This window comes from Asticcacaulis aquaticus (genome assembly GCF_028550415.1).
Classification (GTDB): domain Bacteria; phylum Pseudomonadota; class Alphaproteobacteria; order Caulobacterales; family Caulobacteraceae; genus Asticcacaulis; species Asticcacaulis aquaticus.
The window spans coordinates 504,677-522,890 of sequence record NZ_JAQQKX010000001.1 but is presented as its reverse complement, the minus strand read 5'-3'; the positions used below and the strand labels follow the sequence as shown (position 1 = coordinate 522,890).

Genomic DNA, 18,214 nt, shown 5'->3' with positions numbered 1-18,214 from the left:
TCCATGTTCAAACGCCCGCTCCAGCGGTTCGGTGGCACGCCCGAACCCGTCACACCCTATCAGAAAGCCGCACAGGTCTGGGACGATCGCATCGGCTCGGCCGTCGTGCAGGCCGCCAACTGGCGCCTGCTTGCGCTCGGGGCGCTCACCCTCAGTTTCGGCCTTGGGGGCGGGCTGATCTGGAGTACGACCCAGAGTCGGGTGGTCCCATACGTTGTCGAAGTCGATCAGCAGGGCGCGGTGCGCAACGTGGCGGCAGCGACCACCACCTACACGCCGACGGAGGCGCAATTGGCGTGGCACATCGGGCGATTCATCACCCTTGTTCGATCGCTGCCGACCGACCCGGTGCTGGTGCGCGGTCAATGGCTGGAAGCCTACGAGATCGCCACCGGCGACGCTGCCACCTTTCTTTCCGAGCATGCGCGCCTGAATGATCCGTTCGCGCAGGTGGGACGGAACTCTGTGACCGTGTCGATCAATAGCGTCGTGCGCGCTTCGAAGTCCTCGTTCCAGGTGAAGTGGGCCGAACAGGTCTTTGAAAACGGACAGATTGTGCGCACCAGCCGCTGGACGGCCATCCTCGGTGTGAAGGTGCAGCCGCCGACGCGCGAAGACGTTCTGAGAAGGAACCCGCTCGGCCTTTACGTCACCGATCTCGCCTGGTCGAGCGATTACGCCCCTGATCCCGCTAAACCCTAACCTTGAAGGAGACATTGATGAAACCCCAAGTTCTGTGGGGCCTTGCGCCCCTCTCATTGCTCGCCAGCGTCGCCGTCGCGACGCCCGCGCCCAAACCCCCGGTAAAATACACCGTTGCGCCATCGGAAGCCTCCGCGCGCGTGGAAAAGCTGCCGCCGGCAGGGCGCGTCGAGGCTGCCAACCGGGCGGCGGCGCGCGAACCGGCCACTGAGAATTATTTGAACGCGATCCAGACCTACGCTTATATGGAGGGCGCCCTGTACCGGGTATACTCTGCTCCGGACCGGGTGACGGACCTGATGCTTGAGCCCGGCGAAACGGTTATGGCGATTTCCGCAGGCGACACCGCGCGCTGGATTATCGGCGACACCAAAAGCGGCGAGGGGGCGGGCGTCCGCACCCATATCCTCATCAAGCCCCATACATCTGGCCTGAAAACCAACCTGGTGGTTCTGACGACGAGCCGCACCTACCATCTTCAGCTTGAAAGCACGCCGTCCACCTATATGGCAGCGGTCTCTTGGCGCTATCCCGCCCTCCCAGTCGTGAAGATCGAGCCAACGCCAAAGGTCGAGCCACTGAAACCTACCGAACCGTCTCTCGATGTCACCAAGCTGAATTTCCACTATGTCATCGAAGGCGCGGTTCCGGCCTGGCGACCGCGGCAGGTCTTCGACGATGGCGCCAAGACGTACATCGTTTTTCCCGCAGAAACGGCGACGTCCGCCGCACCGCCGCTGTTTCTAATTGGGCCGAACGGCGAGGCCCAGATTGTAAATTATCGCGTGCAGGCCGGTTATTACGTCCTCGATCGGTTGATCGACGTAGCTGAACTGCGTCTGGGCACCGCGCCGCAGACGGTCGTACGACTGCGCCGGGCGGAGGCGACCGGATCAGCCATCAAAGGAAAAGGGGTGCGCCATGACTGAGCCCATCCCGACCGAGAAGGTCGATCCGGAAACGCTCGTCCTGCGGGCCAAGCCGCGGCGCGCCGTACGGTTTCGCCGTAATCTGCTGATCGGCGCGGGTGCCGTAGGCGCGCTGGCGCTGGCCGGGGTGACTTGGCTCGGCCTGTCACCGCCGATCATCAAGGCGGTGGAGACGGCAGATAAATCGGGCGACCTCCAAAAGCGGGTTCGGCCACCGACGGAAACCCTGAGCGGTCTGCCGAAATCCTACGCGGACGTGCCCGAACTCGGCCCACCCCTTCCTGGGGACTTGGGCGGCCCTTTGCTCGAAGCGCAAAAGGCCAAGGTGGCTGCAAATCCAGTGGGTACGGATGCGACGACAGATTCGATGCCCGCGTCGGCCGCCGAACCCGAGGCGCAAACAAAGACGAGCGGGCTCTTTGTATCCGTGTCTCAGCGGTCCCCAATCCCGGAGGCCCTCAAGCTTGAGAACCGGGAGCCTGTCGTTCAAACGGGAGCCGCGCCAAAGGTGCTGGCGGGGACCGTCATAGCCGCAACGTTGATTACCGGCCTGAATTCCGATTTGCCGGGTGTCGTGCTGGCACAGGTGACGGAACCGGTCTTCGACAGCCGAACCGGTCAGCAGGTCGTCATTCCTGCGGGGAGCCGTCTGATCGGCAGATACGAGCGGGCGACCGGCTCGCGCCAGCAGCGTATCAATGTGCGTTGGGACAAGATGATACTCCCTGACGGCCTAACCCTGACGCTAAAAGACAGTGTCGCCGCAGATGAAGCGGGGTTTGTCGGCCTGAAGGATCGCGTCGACTACCATCCCGCGGCGTTGGCTAAGGGGGTGGGGCTCTCCGCCATCCTGTCTTTAGCGGACACGCGCGCCGAAGGCGAAGAAGGTGAGTTGACCCGTGCCATCCGCGAAGCCGCAGGACGGACCTTCAACCAAACCGGGCAACGCCTCGTGCAGCAGGCCGTCGATGCGCCGGTAACGATCACCGTGCGCCCGGGGTGGACGGTACGTATCATTCTCACGAATGATCTACTGGTGTCGAACGAAGAAGGAGGCGCCCGTGGCTGAGTTGAAATTACCGCGCTTGCCTGACCGGACGCCGGTGAAACTTACGGTAACGTTAGGTGCGGAACTAAATCAGGCACTGAAGGACTATGCAGACCTGTATCAAACGACGTATGGCAGCCCGGAAAGTGTCGTAGAACTAATCCCGTTTATGCTCGAAGCCTTTTTGGCGAGCGATAAGAATTTCCGACCAGCCAAAAAGTAGCGTCCGAACGAACTCTGGGTTTTGGCGCACGCCAGCGTCAGCGATGACGTCTGTAAAATCACGAGCCAAAAGTCGACCTGACCCACCTTAGAGATAGCATCAGACGTGCGCGACGACCTTCCATAAAAGAGTTAAAACTCATTCGAAAACATGGCTCAGGTTTTCGGTGAGAGAATTTGGTCCAGTTCAGTTTTTTCCGTCTCGGTCAGGAGGCTATCTATCTGTTTTGAGCGAGGGTTGCCTTGGGGTGGCCAGCGCGACGGGCGGCGTCGAAAGCGCATCCACGCTCTGACGAGGCCTTCGTCGCTCCGGCGCCTCTGACGAATATGATAGCAAGATTGAAGGCCTTGCCGGAATGGCTGCCGCGCGCCGGGAACGGCAAGCTTTATACACTTACGGCTTAGGTGAGGCTGCGGCTTAATTTGAAGATTAGATCGGGCAGGGCGTAAGTGATTGCAGGTACACGAAATCGGCGTCTGCGGCCATCCATTCATCATGGCGTGCTTCTGCCGCGATCTCTAACTCAAGGATATTACTGTGGTGTTCAGCTACTCTCTCGATTTCGACTCTTTCTCTGCATTCATATATTTCAACGGGAAGAGGGTCGCCATTGGCACACCACTCCGAATAGCGACCATATTGCAGATCGACAAATGAATACAGAGGGCTGGTGTAATACATGTACACGGCTTCATATGCGTCAATCGCCGCTTCATTTGTACTTTCGACTAGATTTGCCGCAGCGAAAATTTCTTCAGCGGTCACACATTCCTGTGCATTTGCTGTAGAAAATACAAACGCGGCAAATAAAGATGTTATCACAAAAGATGTAAATCTTTTGACGTAAATAAACTTCATTTTATTCCTCCTTGTTTTGCAGCCTCACCTGTAAGAGTGGGGGAGGTGTAAAAATCCGCCATAGGTTGAGCTATTTTGGCCTTGGTCTGAAATTCAAAATATTTTTTAAAAATCTATGGCGGAAATTTTTCGCCTCAAAACTCCTACCAATGAGAGCGGACGTTTCAGCCGCTGTTGGCCAAAATCCGCGTCAAGCAAACTGTTCGCATGACACCGGTGTCTAGGCCCTATTTATAAGAGTTCCAAAGGAACTCCTTCTCAACGGGGAGAGTACATTGAAAACGAGCCATTTTGCTAAGTGCCTGCTGGCGGGCGCGAGTCTGATTAGTTTTGCCGCTGCGGTTAATAGCGCGCATGCACAAGAAGCGCCTGTAGCCGCGAAGGCCGATGAGACGACAGAGGTCGTCGTGGTCGGTACGCGGCGTTCGCAGCAGAGCGCCATTGACCGGAAAAAGCGCGCCAAGACGGCAACTGACTCCATCGTCGCGGAAGATGTGGGGTCGTTTCCTGACCGCAATCTCAACGAAGCGCTTTCTCGGGTCGCCGGTGTGGCTATTGCACGTGACGATTACGGTGAGGGGGCGTCGGTCAATCTGCGAGGCAACTCGGCCGATTTCACCCGCGTCGAGATGGACGGGATGTCGGTGAACAGCGGCGGGTCCGAGTTGGCCATCAACGGCTCCAACGGGACGGGTCGCGCTGCGGATCTGCGTGAACTTCCGGCGGATCTCATCAAGAGCGTCGATGTCGTAAAAGGTCAGACGGCGGACATGACCGAAGGCGGTTTGGGAGGATCGGTGATCATTCAGACCCGCTCGGGTCTGGACTTTAAAAAGCCGTACCTATCCCTACGCGTGGGCATGGACCAAAACACGTTGAGCAAGAGATGGTCGCCGGATATCGGCCTTGTCGCTTCCCGCAAATTCTTCGATGGCCGACTGGGCGTCATCGTGAATGTCAATCAGAGCCGGCGCCTTAATGACAGCCATCAGGTCTCGCAAGCGGGCTCCAGCGATCGTCAAGGATACCTCAAGCTGTTTGACGTGGACGGGTCTCCGGAGAAGACGTTTACATATGACCCGTCTATCGCGAGTGGCGAGTATTCGGACCGGTACGTCACGTCCAATCCGGCACGGGCGTATGACGCGCCCATGCAATCTTATACCCTCCTCGCTGGTGGGACTTTCAACACGAATTCGGCTCTGGATATTCTTACTAAGTCGGCGGCTGCCAAAACCAAGGCCGACTGTATAGCGGCGTTTCCCCTATACACTACGACGCAGCTCAACACCATTACGCCGGGTGCCAGCAGTGTTAACCGGTGGAACGTTCAGGACCAACGCATTAAGGAACAAATCACCTGTCTGAACCAGTGGAACGATTACGTCCCGAACACTGCCAGCGATCGGAATAAGACACTCTATGAAGACCGGCTCGCTTGGGATGTTCGCTTCGATTATCGGGTGAATGACAATCTGACGGTCTATGCCAAGTATCAGGTCGCCAACCGTCTCACCGAAGACTATACGCGTACGCGTAACCGTGGTTTCACTGACGGAGGCGTTGCGACGACGTACGGCGCACGCACCCTGATCCCGAACACGACCAATTACCTAATCAATCCGGTTTCGGGTTTCTACCGGTACAACGACAGCCAGCCTTTCGGCACCAACACAGTTGGCGGGCTTGCCTACCCGATTTACGGCTTCGCCTCCAATATCGTGCCAGGCTCTGCCAAGGTCGATGATACCCACCACGTGACCGAACTCCAGGTTACCAATATTGGTCTGGGCTACGATAACATCCAGAACGATCAGGAGTGGAAAAACAACTATCTGCTGACCGGCGCTCAGTACAGAAAAGGCCCGCTGAGCATCGACTTCCTCGCCAGCCGTAGTGAAGGCACCTATCAAAGGACGGATGCCCGTTTCCGGCGCTCGGTTTTGGCGCCGACTCTGACCATGAGGGTGACGTCTTCGGGGCTTTGGGTGTCGGAGTACCCGGCCGGCGTCAACCCCGACGATATCAGCCGGGTCTACCCCCTCCAGGCTGCCGCGAACGCTGCCTCGCCGCAATATACTCAGAATATCCAGCTAACCTATGATCCCCGGCTGTCGGAAAGCGGTGAAGATCAGCTAAAGCTGGATGTGACCTATCGTACGCCAAACCTGCCTTTCTTGAAGTCTTTCAAATCGGGCGCCAGCATGCGCAAGGCCACGACGCGTCTCTGGGGCGGCGGTGGGTATTCGCCGACATCTACCGTCTTCGTACCGACCAGCACACTGCGCGGAAACATTCGCGCTTGCGAAGCGACGTCCACGTCGACCATCCCCTGCGTATACGGCTATGTGCCGCTTACGGGGAACAACGCGTCTTACGGGACCGAAACGGTTACACGTGCGCAACTGGAGGCGATTTATCGCAATTCGGTGCTTGAAAATGACGGTCCGTTTATGCCGGGCATTGAGGGCTTTGAAGGGTTCGAAGTCTGGGACTCTGTCGATGTGAACAAGGCGTTGTCGCAGATGGCTGGAGCTGTGAACTTCAACCTGAACTGCATGAAGGTCTGCAAAGGCTCCGACGGCAAAATGTATGAGATGCCGGTCAACGTCACGACCGAAACGATCACTGCTGCATATTACGTCGCCGAGTTCGAGCAGAAGCTGCCGTGGGATATGACGTTCGACGGTAATTTCGGGGTACGTATGGTTCAGGTCGAAACAGCGGGTCGTGGTAATGTGACGCTGAATGCGATCACGAAGAACGCCAACTGGAATGCTCTCACGCCTGATTCCAATATTACGACCACGACGATTAACAAACCGATCACAATCGACCGGACGGTCACTGATTGGCTACCAAGCTACAACGCCAATTTGTGGCTGCTGGATGACAAATTGGTGCTTCGTTACCACTGGTCTAAAACCGTCACCCGTCCCCCCGTGAGCCGCCTGTGGCCGGCCGGTTCCTGTACCTACGACGAACGCATCGCCGACTTGGTAGAACTTGGCGAAGATCTGGACATGACCTGCGGCACATTTGGCAACCCGGAACTGAAACCGTACACGGCCAATAAGAACAATACATCGCTCGAATGGTACGTTAATAAGGACACGTTCTTATCTCTCGCCTATTACCGTCAGAAGACGAAAATAGGCGCGCCGGAGGCCTATTCCGTCAGCGATCAACCCTTGTTCGCGGGAACCGATGAAGTCGATCCGGCCACTGGGCAGCGTCTGGACAGCTATCGTTTTAGATACACCACCTATCGCAACGGTCCGGGCTCCGTCTATGCTGGCTGGGAAATGACAGCTAAGTCTGCCTTTACCTTCCTGCCTTGGCAGTTGCGCTATACAGGTGCCGACTTCAACATTTCGACCAATAAGACGGGTGGGGCGGCTACTCTGATTGATCCGATTACCGGTGAAAATCTGGGTGCTCGCGATCGTTCCGACTATTTCATCAACCTGGCGCTCTGGTACGATGACGGCAAGACCAATGCACGTCTCGCCTACCAAACCCGAGACGCGATGCTGCGGTGTATTACGGCTTGTGGCGATAATCAGACTAGTGCCTACGCTTTCCCCACTCAGAACACGAACCAATACGTTTCTCTGCCCTACAATCCCGGCGAACCTTACTATACCCGCGCATACAGCTACCTCGACGCCAAGGTGACCCACAAGTTCAACTCGAACGTGGAAATCTATTGGGAGGGGCGCAATCTGCTAGCAGAAGCAACAGTTATCGAAGGCGTGCGTGAATTCTCGAATGCCGACGGTTACCCCTTCAGCTATCGCTATGGCGGTCGCCGGTTTACGTTCGGTCTGACCTACAAGATGTAAGGCGGATGTCGTTTCAATAGGACCTGTCCTGTTGATAAGATGGGCCTTCCAGATCACTGGCGGCCCGTCGGTTTCCCCGATCCGGACTCCCCGCGCTGTTGGATACCGCGACTCCAGATCGCAACTGGCAGGCACTTTTACAAAGGTGCCTGCCTCTTTTTTTCTTCTTTGGGCCGTCAGGTTCTGCCGTGTGCTGATATAATCCACACCATGCTCTGCCCATGCCAATACCCAGAGGCTGAATGATGAACCCCAGCCATAAGCCTATCGGCTCAGACATTTATGAACTCGCGCGTTCTTGCGTGGCCGCTTTTATCGGTGTCGCTCTAAGCGTCTGCCCGACATCAAGTTTGGCTGAGCAGGCGGCACTCAAACCGACGCCGACCTATCTGCCGGCACCTGTTCTGGACATTCCAGTTTCCGTAAGCGACGCCGCAGCGCGCCGAAAGACAGGAAAGGTAACACTGCGGAAGATTATACTTGTCGGGGATTCCACCGTGCAGGTGAACAGTGGGTGGGGTGGCGCGTTTTGTGCGCATCATGTCACAACCTATGTGGCTTGCGTGAACATGGGGCGCGGCGGGCGTTCTACCTTAAGCTATCGGACCGAAGGGTCGTGGGATTACGCTCTCAACGAAGCGAAGGTGCCGGGTTACAGCCAGGTATTCATCCTCATCCAATTCGGCCACAACGACCAGCCGGGTAAGCCTGGTCACTCGACGGACCTCCAGTCGGAATTTCCCCAGAATCTGACGCAGTTTGTAGTGGATGCGAGGGCAACGGGGGCAGTGCCTATCCTCGTTACGCCGTTAACTCGGCGGGTCTTCGTCGACGGATCGCTGCAAGACAGTTTGGCACCTTGGGCCGCTGCGGCACGAAAGGTAGCCAACGAGATGGGGGTGCCCCTCATTGACCTTCACGCAATGTCGGTCGACACCGTACAGGCCATGGGGCCTGTGGAGAGCCTCAGTCTGTCGTCAAAAACGCCATCGACTGAGGAACTGGCCGCTGCCAAAACGGGTACCAGCCGCGGTGCCCGCAAGCCAGCGGCACCGACTGTGGAGGTCGCTGTCACCGAGAATAGGCCTCAGACCCAGACTTTCGACTACACGCATCTGGGGGCGCGCGGCGCGGAACTGTTCGCTAGGCAGGTGGCTCAAACTCTGGTCACGATCGCACCGGAGTTGCAGAAGCAGGTGTTGCCGTGAAGTATAGCCGCCTGAACCTCCAGAAGTTGACAGCCGCCATTATCGGGTCCGCGGCCGCCTGGATGTGTGTGGGAACGTCTGGGTTAGCGGGGGAACGATTTGAGATAGCCATTACCGTTGACGATCTACCGCTTCAAGGCGCCTTTACAGAGGGACCATCGCGTCTTGAGATTGCAAAATCTTACGTGAAAACGCTGAAAGCGTACCACGTAAAAGAGGCGTACGGGTTTGTAAACGGCGGTAAGTTGGCCACCGCATCTGACGGCAGAGAGGTCTTAGATTACTGGAGAAGCGCTGGATACCCGCTCGGGAATCACGGTCTGACCCATATGAATCTTGGTCGGGCTGAGTCGCTGGCGGCTTGGATCGGCGACATGGAGGCCAATGAGCCCTTCATCAAGCCCCGAATGAACGGAAAGGCCTGGCGCGTCCTCCGGTTTCCGAACCTCTCAGGTGGTGGGAAGGGCGAACGTCACGACGGCGCTATCGCTTGGCTCAAGGCCGAACGCTACAGTATTGCCGAGGTCACTTTGAGTTTCAGCGACTGGGCCTACACGGAGGCCTATAATCGTTGCCGCGCCAAAGGGGACGCCGTGGCCATTGGGGCGATGGAAATTCAATATCTGGCTCAGGTCGACGACGGTATCGTTAGGATGAAGGCCCTGTCGCGGAAAGTCTATGGACGCGTCGTGCCTCAAGTCCTTCTGACTCATCTCAGTGCCTGGTCAGCCCATATGCTGCCCCAGGTCATGGCGCGGCTCGACAAGGCTGGCGCCCGTTTTGTCACTCTGGCTAAGGCACAGGCCGATCCAGCCTATCTGGAGCCAGAGAGCGACTGGGGCAACGGGCCGGTGATGGAGCGCGCCGCAAAGCGGCACGCTCTCGATCTGAGTGATCTGCCGAAAGTCAAATCCACGCCCAACCTCGACACGCTGTGCCGTTGATCTGATACCCGCATTCTGGAGGCCAAATGCCAAACTTTTCACTGTCCCGCCGTTCGGTACTCTACGCCGGTTTTGCCGTCCCGCTTCTGGGGGCTTGTTCGACGATGGCCCTGCCGCGCCCGACCGGTAAAACGGTGTCAGCCAGCGCGCCCTTCGACATGCCCTCGATCACCGTGCCAGATTTTGGGTCGGCTAAACGCTTCCTGATCACCGACTTCGGCGCGCGTCAGGACGATCAGGCCGCCACCTCTGCCGCCATCGCCAAAGCTATCGACGCGGCCCATACGGCAGGGCAGGGCGTCGTCGTCGTGCCTGAAGGCACATGGCCGACCGGCAAGGTCCACCTGAAAAGCCACGTCAATCTGCACCTCAGCAAGGGCGCGACCCTGCTGTTCTCGGAAAAGCCCGAAGACTACCTGCCGCCGGTACAGACCTCGTGGGAAGGCATCGAGTGCCTGAACTATTCGCCGCTGGTCTATGCGTTCGACTGCGAAAACGTGGCGATCACCGGCGAGGGCAAGCTGAAGGCCAAACTCGACGTGTGGAAGCTGTGGTACGCGCGGCCGAAGCCTCACATGGATGCCTTGGTGGCCCTATATAACATGGCGTACAAGAACGTGCCGGTCAGCGAGCGTCAGATGGTCGTGGGCGAAAACCACCTGCGTCCGCATTTCGTGCAGCTCAACCGCTGTAAGAACGTGCTTCTGGAGGATTTTTCGCTCGAAGACAGCCCCTTCTGGTGCATCCATCCGCTGCTCTGCCGCGACGTGGTCATTCGCCGCGTCAAGGTCCGCGCCCACGGCCATAACAATGACGGCGTCGATCCGGAAATGAGCCAGAACGTGCTGATCGAGGATTGCGTCTTCGATCAGGGCGATGACGCCATCTCGGTCAAGTCGGGTCGCGACATGGACGCGTGGCGGCTCAATACCCCAACCAAAAATGTCGTCATGCGCAATTGCAAGGTCAAAAACGGCCACCAGCTCATGGCTGTCGGCAGCGAACTGTCGGGCGGGATCGAGAACGTCTTCGTCGACAACTGCCACTTCGTCGGGTCGGGTGAGCGCGGCGACGGCTGGGCCGTGGCGATCAACAACCTGCTCTACGTCAAGACCAACGAGCGACGCGGGGGCTACGTGAAGAATATCCACATGTCGAACGTCTCCGCCACAAAGATCGCCGGCAGCGTCGTGGCGGTAGAGACCGACGTCCTTTACCAGTGGCGCACCCTGATGCCGACCTATGTGCGCAAGCTCACGCCAATCGAAGGCCTGCACGTTTCAGGCATCAAGGTCGGTGAGGCGAAGAACCTGTGTTTTATTAAAGGTGAAGCGGAGTTGCCCGTTCGGAACGTGTCGTTGAAAAACGTCAAGGTGGACAAGGTTACGGGTACACCGGTAAGAACGGACAACGTCGTCGGATTGTCAGTATAGGCCCGTGTCGGGCGGAAAGACCGAGGTCCTCATGTCGTCGCCTGTCGTGAATCGCCGTACATTCGCATTCGGGGCATCGAGTCTTGCGGCGACCGCGGGTCTTGCCCATGGCACCTCCTCAGACCCCATTGCCGCACCGGTCCCGTCCGGACGAACCGTCCCGTCAGAAGTCTTAGCGTTATGGTCGCACGAGGCACCGCTGATGGCGACGAAGGACTTTTCTGAGCAAATCGAGAATATTTCGCGGGTTCCAGGTGAGGTGGTGCGCCGCCTAACCGGTACCACTCGACCTCGGCTGGCTGTCTTCCGACCGAAGCATCCCAATGGAAAAGCTATCCTCATCATTCCGGGTGGTGGGTTCGCGACCAATTATTTCGACCCGGAAGGATACATGCCCGCGACCGTATTTGCCTCGAAAGGCTATACCTGTTTCGTGTTGTTTTACCGGCTTGCCGACAATGGGTGGCAGTCACGGCCTGATGTGGGGACAGTGGACGCACAGCGGGCGTTGCGTCTCATCAAATCCAACGCCTCCCGTTTCAATATCGATCCTGAGAAGGTGGGCGCGGTTGGTTTCAGCGCCGGTGGTTTCGTCGTCGCGAGCCTTGCCACACGGTTCAACGAAACCCTGTACGACCCCACCGATCCGATGGATTCTCATAGTTCGAAACCGGCTTTCATTGGCTTGGCCTATGGTGTCCTGTCACTAGATCCGGCAATCGCATGGGCGGGCGCCAATCCGGCTTTATTCGGGCGGATGCCGACCGTGCAGGAAATGGATCGTTACTCCCCTGACCAGCTCGTCACCGCTCAAACGCCTCCCGTGTTTCTAACCCATGCCGAGGACGATAAGGTCGTTGTCGTGGAGAATAGCCTGCGTTTCAGAGCCGAAGCCGTGCGCCACGGCGTACGCACAGAGATGCACATTTTTGCGACGGGCGGTCATGGCTTTCGAAAGGGTGACCTGTTGCTGGACGCGTATCTGCGATGGCCGAGCCAGTTCATGGGCTTCATCGACGCGAATGTCTAACCAGTTGCCATAATGGTTCGCTCAGCGACTAGGCGACGAAATTGAATGTTAACGCTCACTGGTGCTCGCCAACAACACCCCTCGAATATGTACGACAAAATGAACCGTACACATTGAAAACCCGCCGCGCATATGACAATATTGTCAAAAATAAAAAAGCCTGCGTTCGGATTTCACCGGTAACGACAGGTTCCAAGGGAACGGCGCAGGGATTTCATTAAATGCTACGCGTGTCTGAAGAGCGGACGATCTGGCTGTCACGGTTTGTGATTCCACATGAGCCGGCCTTACGAGTGTGGTTGCGAAGGCGAACGTCTGCGGGCATCGAGGTTGATGACATCGTACAGGAAACCTATTCGCGCTTGATTGGTTTGGATTCGGTAGCGGATATTCGAAACGTTCGAGGCTACATTTTTCAGGTCGCGCATTCGGTTCTGGTCCACACAGTTCGACGTTCGAAAATCGTGCCGATCGAAGTCCTAAGCGATGTCGATGAGTACGAAGCTTATGTGTCGGACCCAACTCCAGAAGATTATCTTTTGGGTCGAGACGAGTTGTCGCAAGTCTATGGCGCCATCGGAGCCTTGCCACGGAAGATGAAAGAGGTTTTTCTGTTGCGCAGAGTGGATGGATTGTCCCAACGCGAAGTGGCGCAAAAGCTAGGCCTCGCCGAGAGTACCGTGGAAAAACATATGAGCCGCGGAATTCTGATGGTATTAAATCTGCTGACCCATGGCGGAAATGAGGGCGCTCGCGCCTCTAAAGCATGGGGGAAGAGATTGAGTGAGGATAGTTCGGACCGTGACGTCAGGAGACAGCGCCAATAAGATTGACGTAGCGGCCGCCGATTGGGCGGCGCGTGTGGATCGTGGCGACCTGAATCCGAGCGAAGAATCGGCTTTGGACGAATGGTTGGCGGCTGATGTCAGGCATCCCGGCGCGTTTGCGCGCGCGCGGGCTGCCAGCCTGATCTTGCAGCGGGCGGTCGCCATAGATTCTCAGCGTCAGTCAGGACGTAACCCGTCGGGAGCTGGGTCAGGACGAATAATAACGCGCCGTCAATGGCTCTGGGGCGGCGGAGCCGTTGCGGCGGGTCTCTCAGGTTTAGCTGTCTACAAGATGATCGAAGCAGACGCGCCTTTGACCCTAGTCACGCGGCGCGGCGAAATCAGGTCCATCCCGCTGGCAGACGGATCTGCGGTCAGTCTGAATACCGACACCAGCATCCGAACCAAATACTCGCCGCAACGACGGGAAATATGGCTGGATTCCGGGGAGGTGGATTTTTCGATTCTGAATGATATCGCGCGACCGTTCATCGTCTTCGTTCGCGGCGTCGAAGTTGTATCGAGCAACGCGAGACTGCTAATTCAGAATTTGCCGGGCGCTCCGATTAAAGTGTTAGTATCGGCCGGCGTTGCAGAGTTGCGCGGGCGAACCGCCGAGCAACGCGTTCGACTCAATGCGAATATGGGTGCCATCGTCCCGGACGTCGCCGATGCGCAGACACCAGCCATTCGTTTGGTGCCACTTGCGCCGGGCCAGATCGAGCAGGCGTCGCTGTGGCGTGTCGGAAAAGTAGGGCTTGAGGGACAGCGCTTGCAAGACGCCGTATCGGAATTTCGACGATACGGGGACGTGAAGATTGTCTGGTCCGATCCGAAAATTGGCCAGGAAGAAGTTTCCGGAATGTTCGACCTACGCGATCCCGTAGGTTTCGCCAGAGCCGTCGCCGAGAGCCTTGACCTCAAACTCAGCGTTTCTGGGGACGAAATCGTCCTGGCTTACAAATAAAAAGCCTGAGACAGCAGAGCGAGATGGCGGAAATGCCACGCCGGGACGCTCTAGTCTAAGAGGGCATAAAAAAGGCCTTGGGAGTAATGATGCGCAGAGGACTGAACACCCCTGTTTTACTGGGTGTGGTCGCGACGGCTATGTGCCTCGCGCCGGTCGCTTCCGCGCAAAGCCAAGCCTTCGACATCCCCTCTGACCTGGCATCGAAAACGCTGCCCGAATTCGGTCGTCAGTCCGGTTTGCAGATTATTGCGCCCACGGGTCGCATCAAAGGCATAAAAACCCGGTCGGTTAGCGGACGCTTTCTGCCACGTGAAGCCTTGGCGAGAATGATCGAAGGGACGGGTCTGGAGATCGCTTCAGACCGCGGATCGGTCATCGCGCTTCGTTTGCGTTCGGTGCCGTCCGATCCCCAACGCCTCCCGCCGCCACCTCAAGTGGACGCCGCGCAACCGTCGTCGCTCGATCAGCCTATTCCGGAAGTAATCATCGTGGGGGTACGGCGTGCTCAGCAATCGGCGATCGAGCGCCGCCGAATGTCGGCGACCTTGGCGGAGTCCATTGTCGCCGAAGACGTGGGGTCTTTCCCCGATCGAAACCTCAATGAAGCGATTTCTCGGATTGCAGGTGTAGCGCTAGCGCGGAACGACATGGGGGAGGGAGCCGATATCAGCTTGCGGGGCAACGGTCCCGACCTGACGCGTGTGGAAATCGACGGCATGGGTGTCGCCGCCTCGGGGTTCGATCTGGCCGTCAATGGTGGGGGGCGCGCCGCCGATCTGCGTGAACTGCCCGCCGACATCATCAAGTCCGTCGACGTCATAAAGGGTCAGACAGCCGATATGACCGAGGGCGGGCTTGGCGGAACGGTGGTGATTACAACCCGAACAGCATTTGAATTTCCGCGCCCCTATCTCTCCATGCGCGTTTCGCTCGATCGAAATTCATTGAGCCAGCGATGGTCTCCGGATACCAACTTCGTCGCCACGCGAACATTTCTGGATGGTCGACTGGGCGTTCTGTTCAATCTGACGCAAACGCGCCGCTTAAATGATAGCCATCAGGTCGCTCAGGCCGGGGTGAACAACTCTCAGGGCTATGTTCGACTATTTGATCTGGATGATTCGCCCGAAAAGACCTACGCGCTCAATCCAGCGCTGGTCAGCGGTGTTGATCGGAACAATGTGGCTTTTAATGCGCCGCTCCAGACCTTTGCGCTTGCCTCTGGAACCGGTACCTTCAGCACGAACTCAGCTCTCGACATCGTGAGGTTGTCATCCCAGGCTCAGTCCAAGGCGGAATGCCTGTCGGCCTTTCCGCTCTATTCCGAAACCGATCTGAACCGTATACAGCCCGGCACAAACAACGCCAACCGCGCGGCCCTTCAGGAACAACGCATACGGGAGCAAGTGACATGTTTGAACCAGTGGAACGACTACTTACCCAACACTGTCAACGAACGCTTTAAGTCGAACTACGAGGATCGCACCGCGTGGGACATCCGGTTGGACTATCGCGTCAATGCGCAATTGACCGTTTTCGCGAAGTATCAGTATGCCGGTCGTGAGATGGACGAACAGGTTCGCACCCGGGGCCTGGGCTCGGTCTTGTGGAGCTACACCGACGCCCGTTACGTCTCGCAGTCCCTATCGAACAACACCGCTATTCCGATCGGAAGTCTCAATACCCTCAGCCCTGTGGCCGGTAGCGGGTATTCGCTTTTCAACACGGGCCAACCGACGGGAAGCATCCGATTGGATAGCACGTTAGGCGGCGGAAATGTTCTCAACGCGTTTCCGATCTATGGCGTAGCGCTCAACGTGGTTCCAGGGTCGCTGAGAATCGACTCCAATCACTACGCCACCAGTCTTGAGATCACCAATCCGGCGCTGGCCTACGACAACATCCAGAATGATCAGAAATGGAAAAGCTCTTACCTGCAAGTCGGCGGGGCGTACAAAAATGGGTCGTTAAGCGCTGATTTTCAGGCCAGCCACACCCAAGCCGCCTATCAACGGACAGACGCGCGCTTTCGCCGATCAATCCTTTATTCTCAGGCAACCTTACGGGCCACGGAGCAGGGTTTATGGCGTGTAACTTTCCCGGCGGGATTCGATCCCGATCAGATTGAGAGTGCCTATCCGTTAAACCCAGCCACCAATGCAGACGCCGCCCAATTTACGAACCCGGTGCAGGTCACCTACGATCCCAAGTTAAGCGAGAACGCTGAGGATGCGGCTAAGGTCGATCTGACCTATCGCAGGCCAGACGCCAGTGTCTTATCGCGTATCAAGGTCGGTGTGAGTTACCGGAACCTCCAAACAGATTACTGGTCCGGGGGCGGATACGCATTGGGGAACGGCGTCACGGTTCCGGCAAGCACCATGAGGGGGACGATTCGCGCTTGTGAGAATACGCCGACCACAGCGCTGGCTAACCGGTGTGCCTATGGCTACGCGCCCATCTCCAATGGCGCGCTCTACGGTGTTGAAACAGTGACGCGAGAGCAATTGCTCGATGTTTATCGAAATAGTGTCCAGATGAATTCCAACGGGTTTCTCCCCGGAATAGACGGCTATGCCGATGCCCGTCTCTGGAACACGGTGGACGTGCAGCGCGCCTTTGCGCTTATGGTCGGCACGCAGCACTTCAACCTAGATTGCATGAAATGGTGTCGCGGCAGTGATGGGATCATCTATTCGACACCTATCAGTTCAGCCAATGAACAGGTGTATGCGGCTTACTACATGGTCAATTTCGACCGAACGTTGCCCCTCGGCATGAGGCTCGATGGAAACTTCGGTGTGCGCTACATTCGGACAGATTTGCGCACATCAGGCTTCGTTACGTTCAACGCGATAACCAAGAATGCGGACTGGAATGCAAACGAAGGGGCGGACCGTGTGACGACGAGCGTAACAGCGCGACCGGTAAGTCTGGGTGCCATTTCAAGTGATTGGCTCCCGAGTTACAATTTGGCGTTATGGTTTGTGCCGGGCAAAATCGTAGCGCGATACAATTGGGCAATCGCCGTCGCGAGACCGCCCATCAGCCGTCTGTGGCCGTCCGGAAATTGTACCTTTGATGAGCGTGTCGTCATATCGGGCGACACCGCGCCATACTTGGCATGCGGCACGGTCGGCAATCCTGATCTGAAGCCCTACAGGGCTAGCCGGGTCAATACCTCTCTGGAATGGTACATCAATCGCGATAGCTATTTTACAGTGACCTATTACCGTCAAAAGGTGAAAATAGGTGCGCCTATTCTTGTTCGTGTGCCAGGCGGACCTCTGTTTGAAAACAGCTCGGACGCTGACCCGAATACGGGCCGTATTCTAAGCGACTACGCCGTAGATTACTCGACCTATGTAAATGGCCCAGCCTACACCTACGCAGGCTGGGAGATTGCCGCCAAAGCGGCCTGGACGAGGTTGCCCGGTCCATTGCGCCACACGGGCACCGACTTCAATATTTCGACGAACCGGGCACAGGGGGCGGCGAGCCTGATTGATCCGGTTACAGGAGAAAAAGTCGGCGTTCCGGGCCGGTCCGATTATTTCCTCAATATAGGCCTTTGGTATGACGATGGAAAAACGATCGCACGCCTGACCTATCAGGCCCGTGACGCCATGTTACGGTGTTTGACGGGATGTGGCACCAATACCGAGCTCGCTTACAATTTTCCATCTTCCAATCCGGCCAGCACCAGTTTTGTGGGGCTGCCTTATAACCCCAGTGAGCCCTACTACAGCCGCGCCTATGCCTACCTTGATGCCAAGGTCAGCCACGAAATTGCGCCTGGGTTTGAAATTTACTGGGAAGGCCGAAACCTCCTCAAGGAAGCCAGCGTTGTCGATGGAAGCCGCGGGTTTGCCGACTCGAATTACCCATTTAGCTACAATTACGGCGGGCGTCGCTTCACTGTAGGTGTGGTTTATAAACTCCATTGAATGGGGTCGCGGGCGTTAGGTGCCGCCGCAACGCCGAAATTTTTTTGCAGGTTTATGGCGGAAATCAGCTCGCCCAGCTCTCTAATCTAATGTGAGCGTCGCGGCACTGCACAATCCGTTTTTTGAACTTTTGGAGAAGTGATCCAGCTTTTCCGCAGTGGCTGCCGCGCTCGTCCTGGTGCATCGCCTCTCTTGGGTGATTGGCCTGCGTTTCCTGTTCGCATGTGATCTCTTCGCTGTACAAGTGAGA

General features: G+C 57.2%; 13 protein-coding genes. 12 read left to right on the top strand and 1 reads right to left on the bottom strand.

Going from position 1 to position 18,214, the window contains the following annotated elements:
* Positions 1-3 precede the first annotated feature (3 nt).
* The 4 genes from trbF to PQU92_RS02520 are packed head-to-tail and all read left to right on the top strand — an operon-like array spanning position 4 to position 2,902.
* Entirely contained in the window at positions 4-702 is a 699-nt protein-coding gene (gene trbF, locus PQU92_RS02535) for a conjugal transfer protein TrbF (protein ID WP_272746637.1), read from the top strand.
* Between the two features lie 17 nt (positions 703-719).
* Positions 720-1,631 carry a P-type conjugative transfer protein TrbG gene (gene trbG / locus PQU92_RS02530; protein ID WP_272746636.1) on the top strand — a complete coding sequence of 304 codons (912 nt, stop codon included), beginning with the start codon at positions 720-722 and terminating at the stop codon, positions 1,629-1,631.
* Positions 1,624-2,700 (top strand): TraB/TrbI/VirB10 family type IV secretion system protein, encoded by a 1,077-nt coding sequence (locus PQU92_RS02525; protein WP_272746635.1) that lies wholly within the window; start codon positions 1,624-1,626, stop codon positions 2,698-2,700. Before trbG ends, PQU92_RS02525 begins: the two co-directional genes overlap by 8 nt.
* Entirely contained in the window at positions 2,693-2,902 is a 210-nt protein-coding gene (locus PQU92_RS02520; protein WP_272746634.1) for a DUF2274 domain-containing protein, read from the top strand. The genes PQU92_RS02525 and PQU92_RS02520 overlap by 8 nt, the downstream gene beginning before the upstream one ends.
* Positions 2,903-3,331: 429 nt before the next feature.
* Here the strand turns inward: PQU92_RS02520 and PQU92_RS02515 are convergent, their stop codons facing one another.
* Complete coding sequence (locus PQU92_RS02515; protein WP_272746633.1) at positions 3,332-3,760, bottom strand: hypothetical protein; 429 nt, start codon at positions 3,758-3,760, stop codon at positions 3,332-3,334.
* Between the two features lie 275 nt (positions 3,761-4,035).
* On the opposite strand from PQU92_RS02515, the gene PQU92_RS02510 reads away from it, so the two are divergent.
* The 8 genes from PQU92_RS02510 (at position 4,036) to PQU92_RS02475 (ending at position 17,964) form a co-directional block, all read left to right on the top strand.
* Positions 4,036-7,605, top strand: coding sequence for a TonB-dependent receptor (locus PQU92_RS02510; RefSeq protein WP_272746632.1), 3,570 nt, complete (start codon positions 4,036-4,038; stop codon positions 7,603-7,605).
* Positions 7,606-7,847: 242 nt separating this feature from the next.
* Positions 7,848-8,813, top strand: a complete 966-nt coding sequence (locus tag PQU92_RS02505) for a rhamnogalacturonan acetylesterase (RefSeq protein WP_272746631.1) — start codon at positions 7,848-7,850, stop codon at positions 8,811-8,813.
* 62 nt (positions 8,814-8,875) lie between these two features.
* Complete coding sequence (locus tag PQU92_RS02500; RefSeq protein WP_272746735.1) at positions 8,876-9,757, top strand: polysaccharide deacetylase family protein; 882 nt, start codon at positions 8,876-8,878, stop codon at positions 9,755-9,757.
* A gap of 26 nt (positions 9,758-9,783) precedes the next feature.
* Positions 9,784-11,190, top strand: coding sequence for a glycoside hydrolase family 28 protein (locus tag PQU92_RS02495; RefSeq protein WP_272746630.1), 1,407 nt, complete (start codon positions 9,784-9,786; stop codon positions 11,188-11,190).
* A 202-nt stretch (positions 11,191-11,392) separates the two neighbouring features.
* Complete coding sequence (locus PQU92_RS02490; protein WP_272746629.1) at positions 11,393-12,220, top strand: alpha/beta hydrolase; 828 nt, start codon at positions 11,393-11,395, stop codon at positions 12,218-12,220.
* Between the two features lie 221 nt (positions 12,221-12,441).
* A complete protein-coding gene (locus PQU92_RS02485; protein ID WP_272746628.1) occupies positions 12,442-13,047 on the top strand; it encodes an RNA polymerase sigma factor in 606 nt (201 codons plus the stop codon).
* Positions 13,022-14,014, top strand: a complete 993-nt coding sequence (locus tag PQU92_RS02480; RefSeq protein WP_272746627.1) for a FecR family protein — start codon at positions 13,022-13,024, stop codon at positions 14,012-14,014. Before PQU92_RS02485 ends, PQU92_RS02480 begins: the two co-directional genes overlap by 26 nt.
* Before the next feature lie 89 nt (positions 14,015-14,103).
* Positions 14,104-17,964: a TonB-dependent receptor gene (locus PQU92_RS02475; RefSeq protein ID WP_272746626.1), complete on the top strand. Its 3,861-nt coding sequence runs from the start codon at positions 14,104-14,106 to the stop codon at positions 17,962-17,964.
* Positions 17,965-18,214 lie beyond the last annotated feature (250 nt).

Coding starts and splice junctions, on each gene's coding strand:
- PQU92_RS02495 (WP_272746630.1), top strand. CDS start 9,784: ATGCCAAACTTTTCACTGTCCCGCCGTTCGGTACTCTACGCCGGTTTT.
- PQU92_RS02475 (WP_272746626.1), top strand. CDS start 14,104: ATGCGCAGAGGACTGAACACCCCTGTTTTACTGGGTGTGGTCGCGACG.
- PQU92_RS02515 (WP_272746633.1), bottom strand. CDS start 3,760: ATGAAGTTTATTTACGTCAAAAGATTTACATCTTTTGTGATAACATCT.
- PQU92_RS02525 (WP_272746635.1), top strand. CDS start 1,624: ATGACTGAGCCCATCCCGACCGAGAAGGTCGATCCGGAAACGCTCGTC.
- PQU92_RS02500 (WP_272746735.1), top strand. CDS start 8,876: ATGTGTGTGGGAACGTCTGGGTTAGCGGGGGAACGATTTGAGATAGCC.
- trbG (WP_272746636.1), top strand. CDS start 720: ATGAAACCCCAAGTTCTGTGGGGCCTTGCGCCCCTCTCATTGCTCGCC.
- PQU92_RS02505 (WP_272746631.1), top strand. CDS start 7,848: ATGATGAACCCCAGCCATAAGCCTATCGGCTCAGACATTTATGAACTC.
- PQU92_RS02485 (WP_272746628.1), top strand. CDS start 12,442: ATGCTACGCGTGTCTGAAGAGCGGACGATCTGGCTGTCACGGTTTGTG.
- PQU92_RS02490 (WP_272746629.1), top strand. CDS start 11,393: ATGGCGACGAAGGACTTTTCTGAGCAAATCGAGAATATTTCGCGGGTT.
- trbF (WP_272746637.1), top strand. CDS start 4: ATGTTCAAACGCCCGCTCCAGCGGTTCGGTGGCACGCCCGAACCCGTC.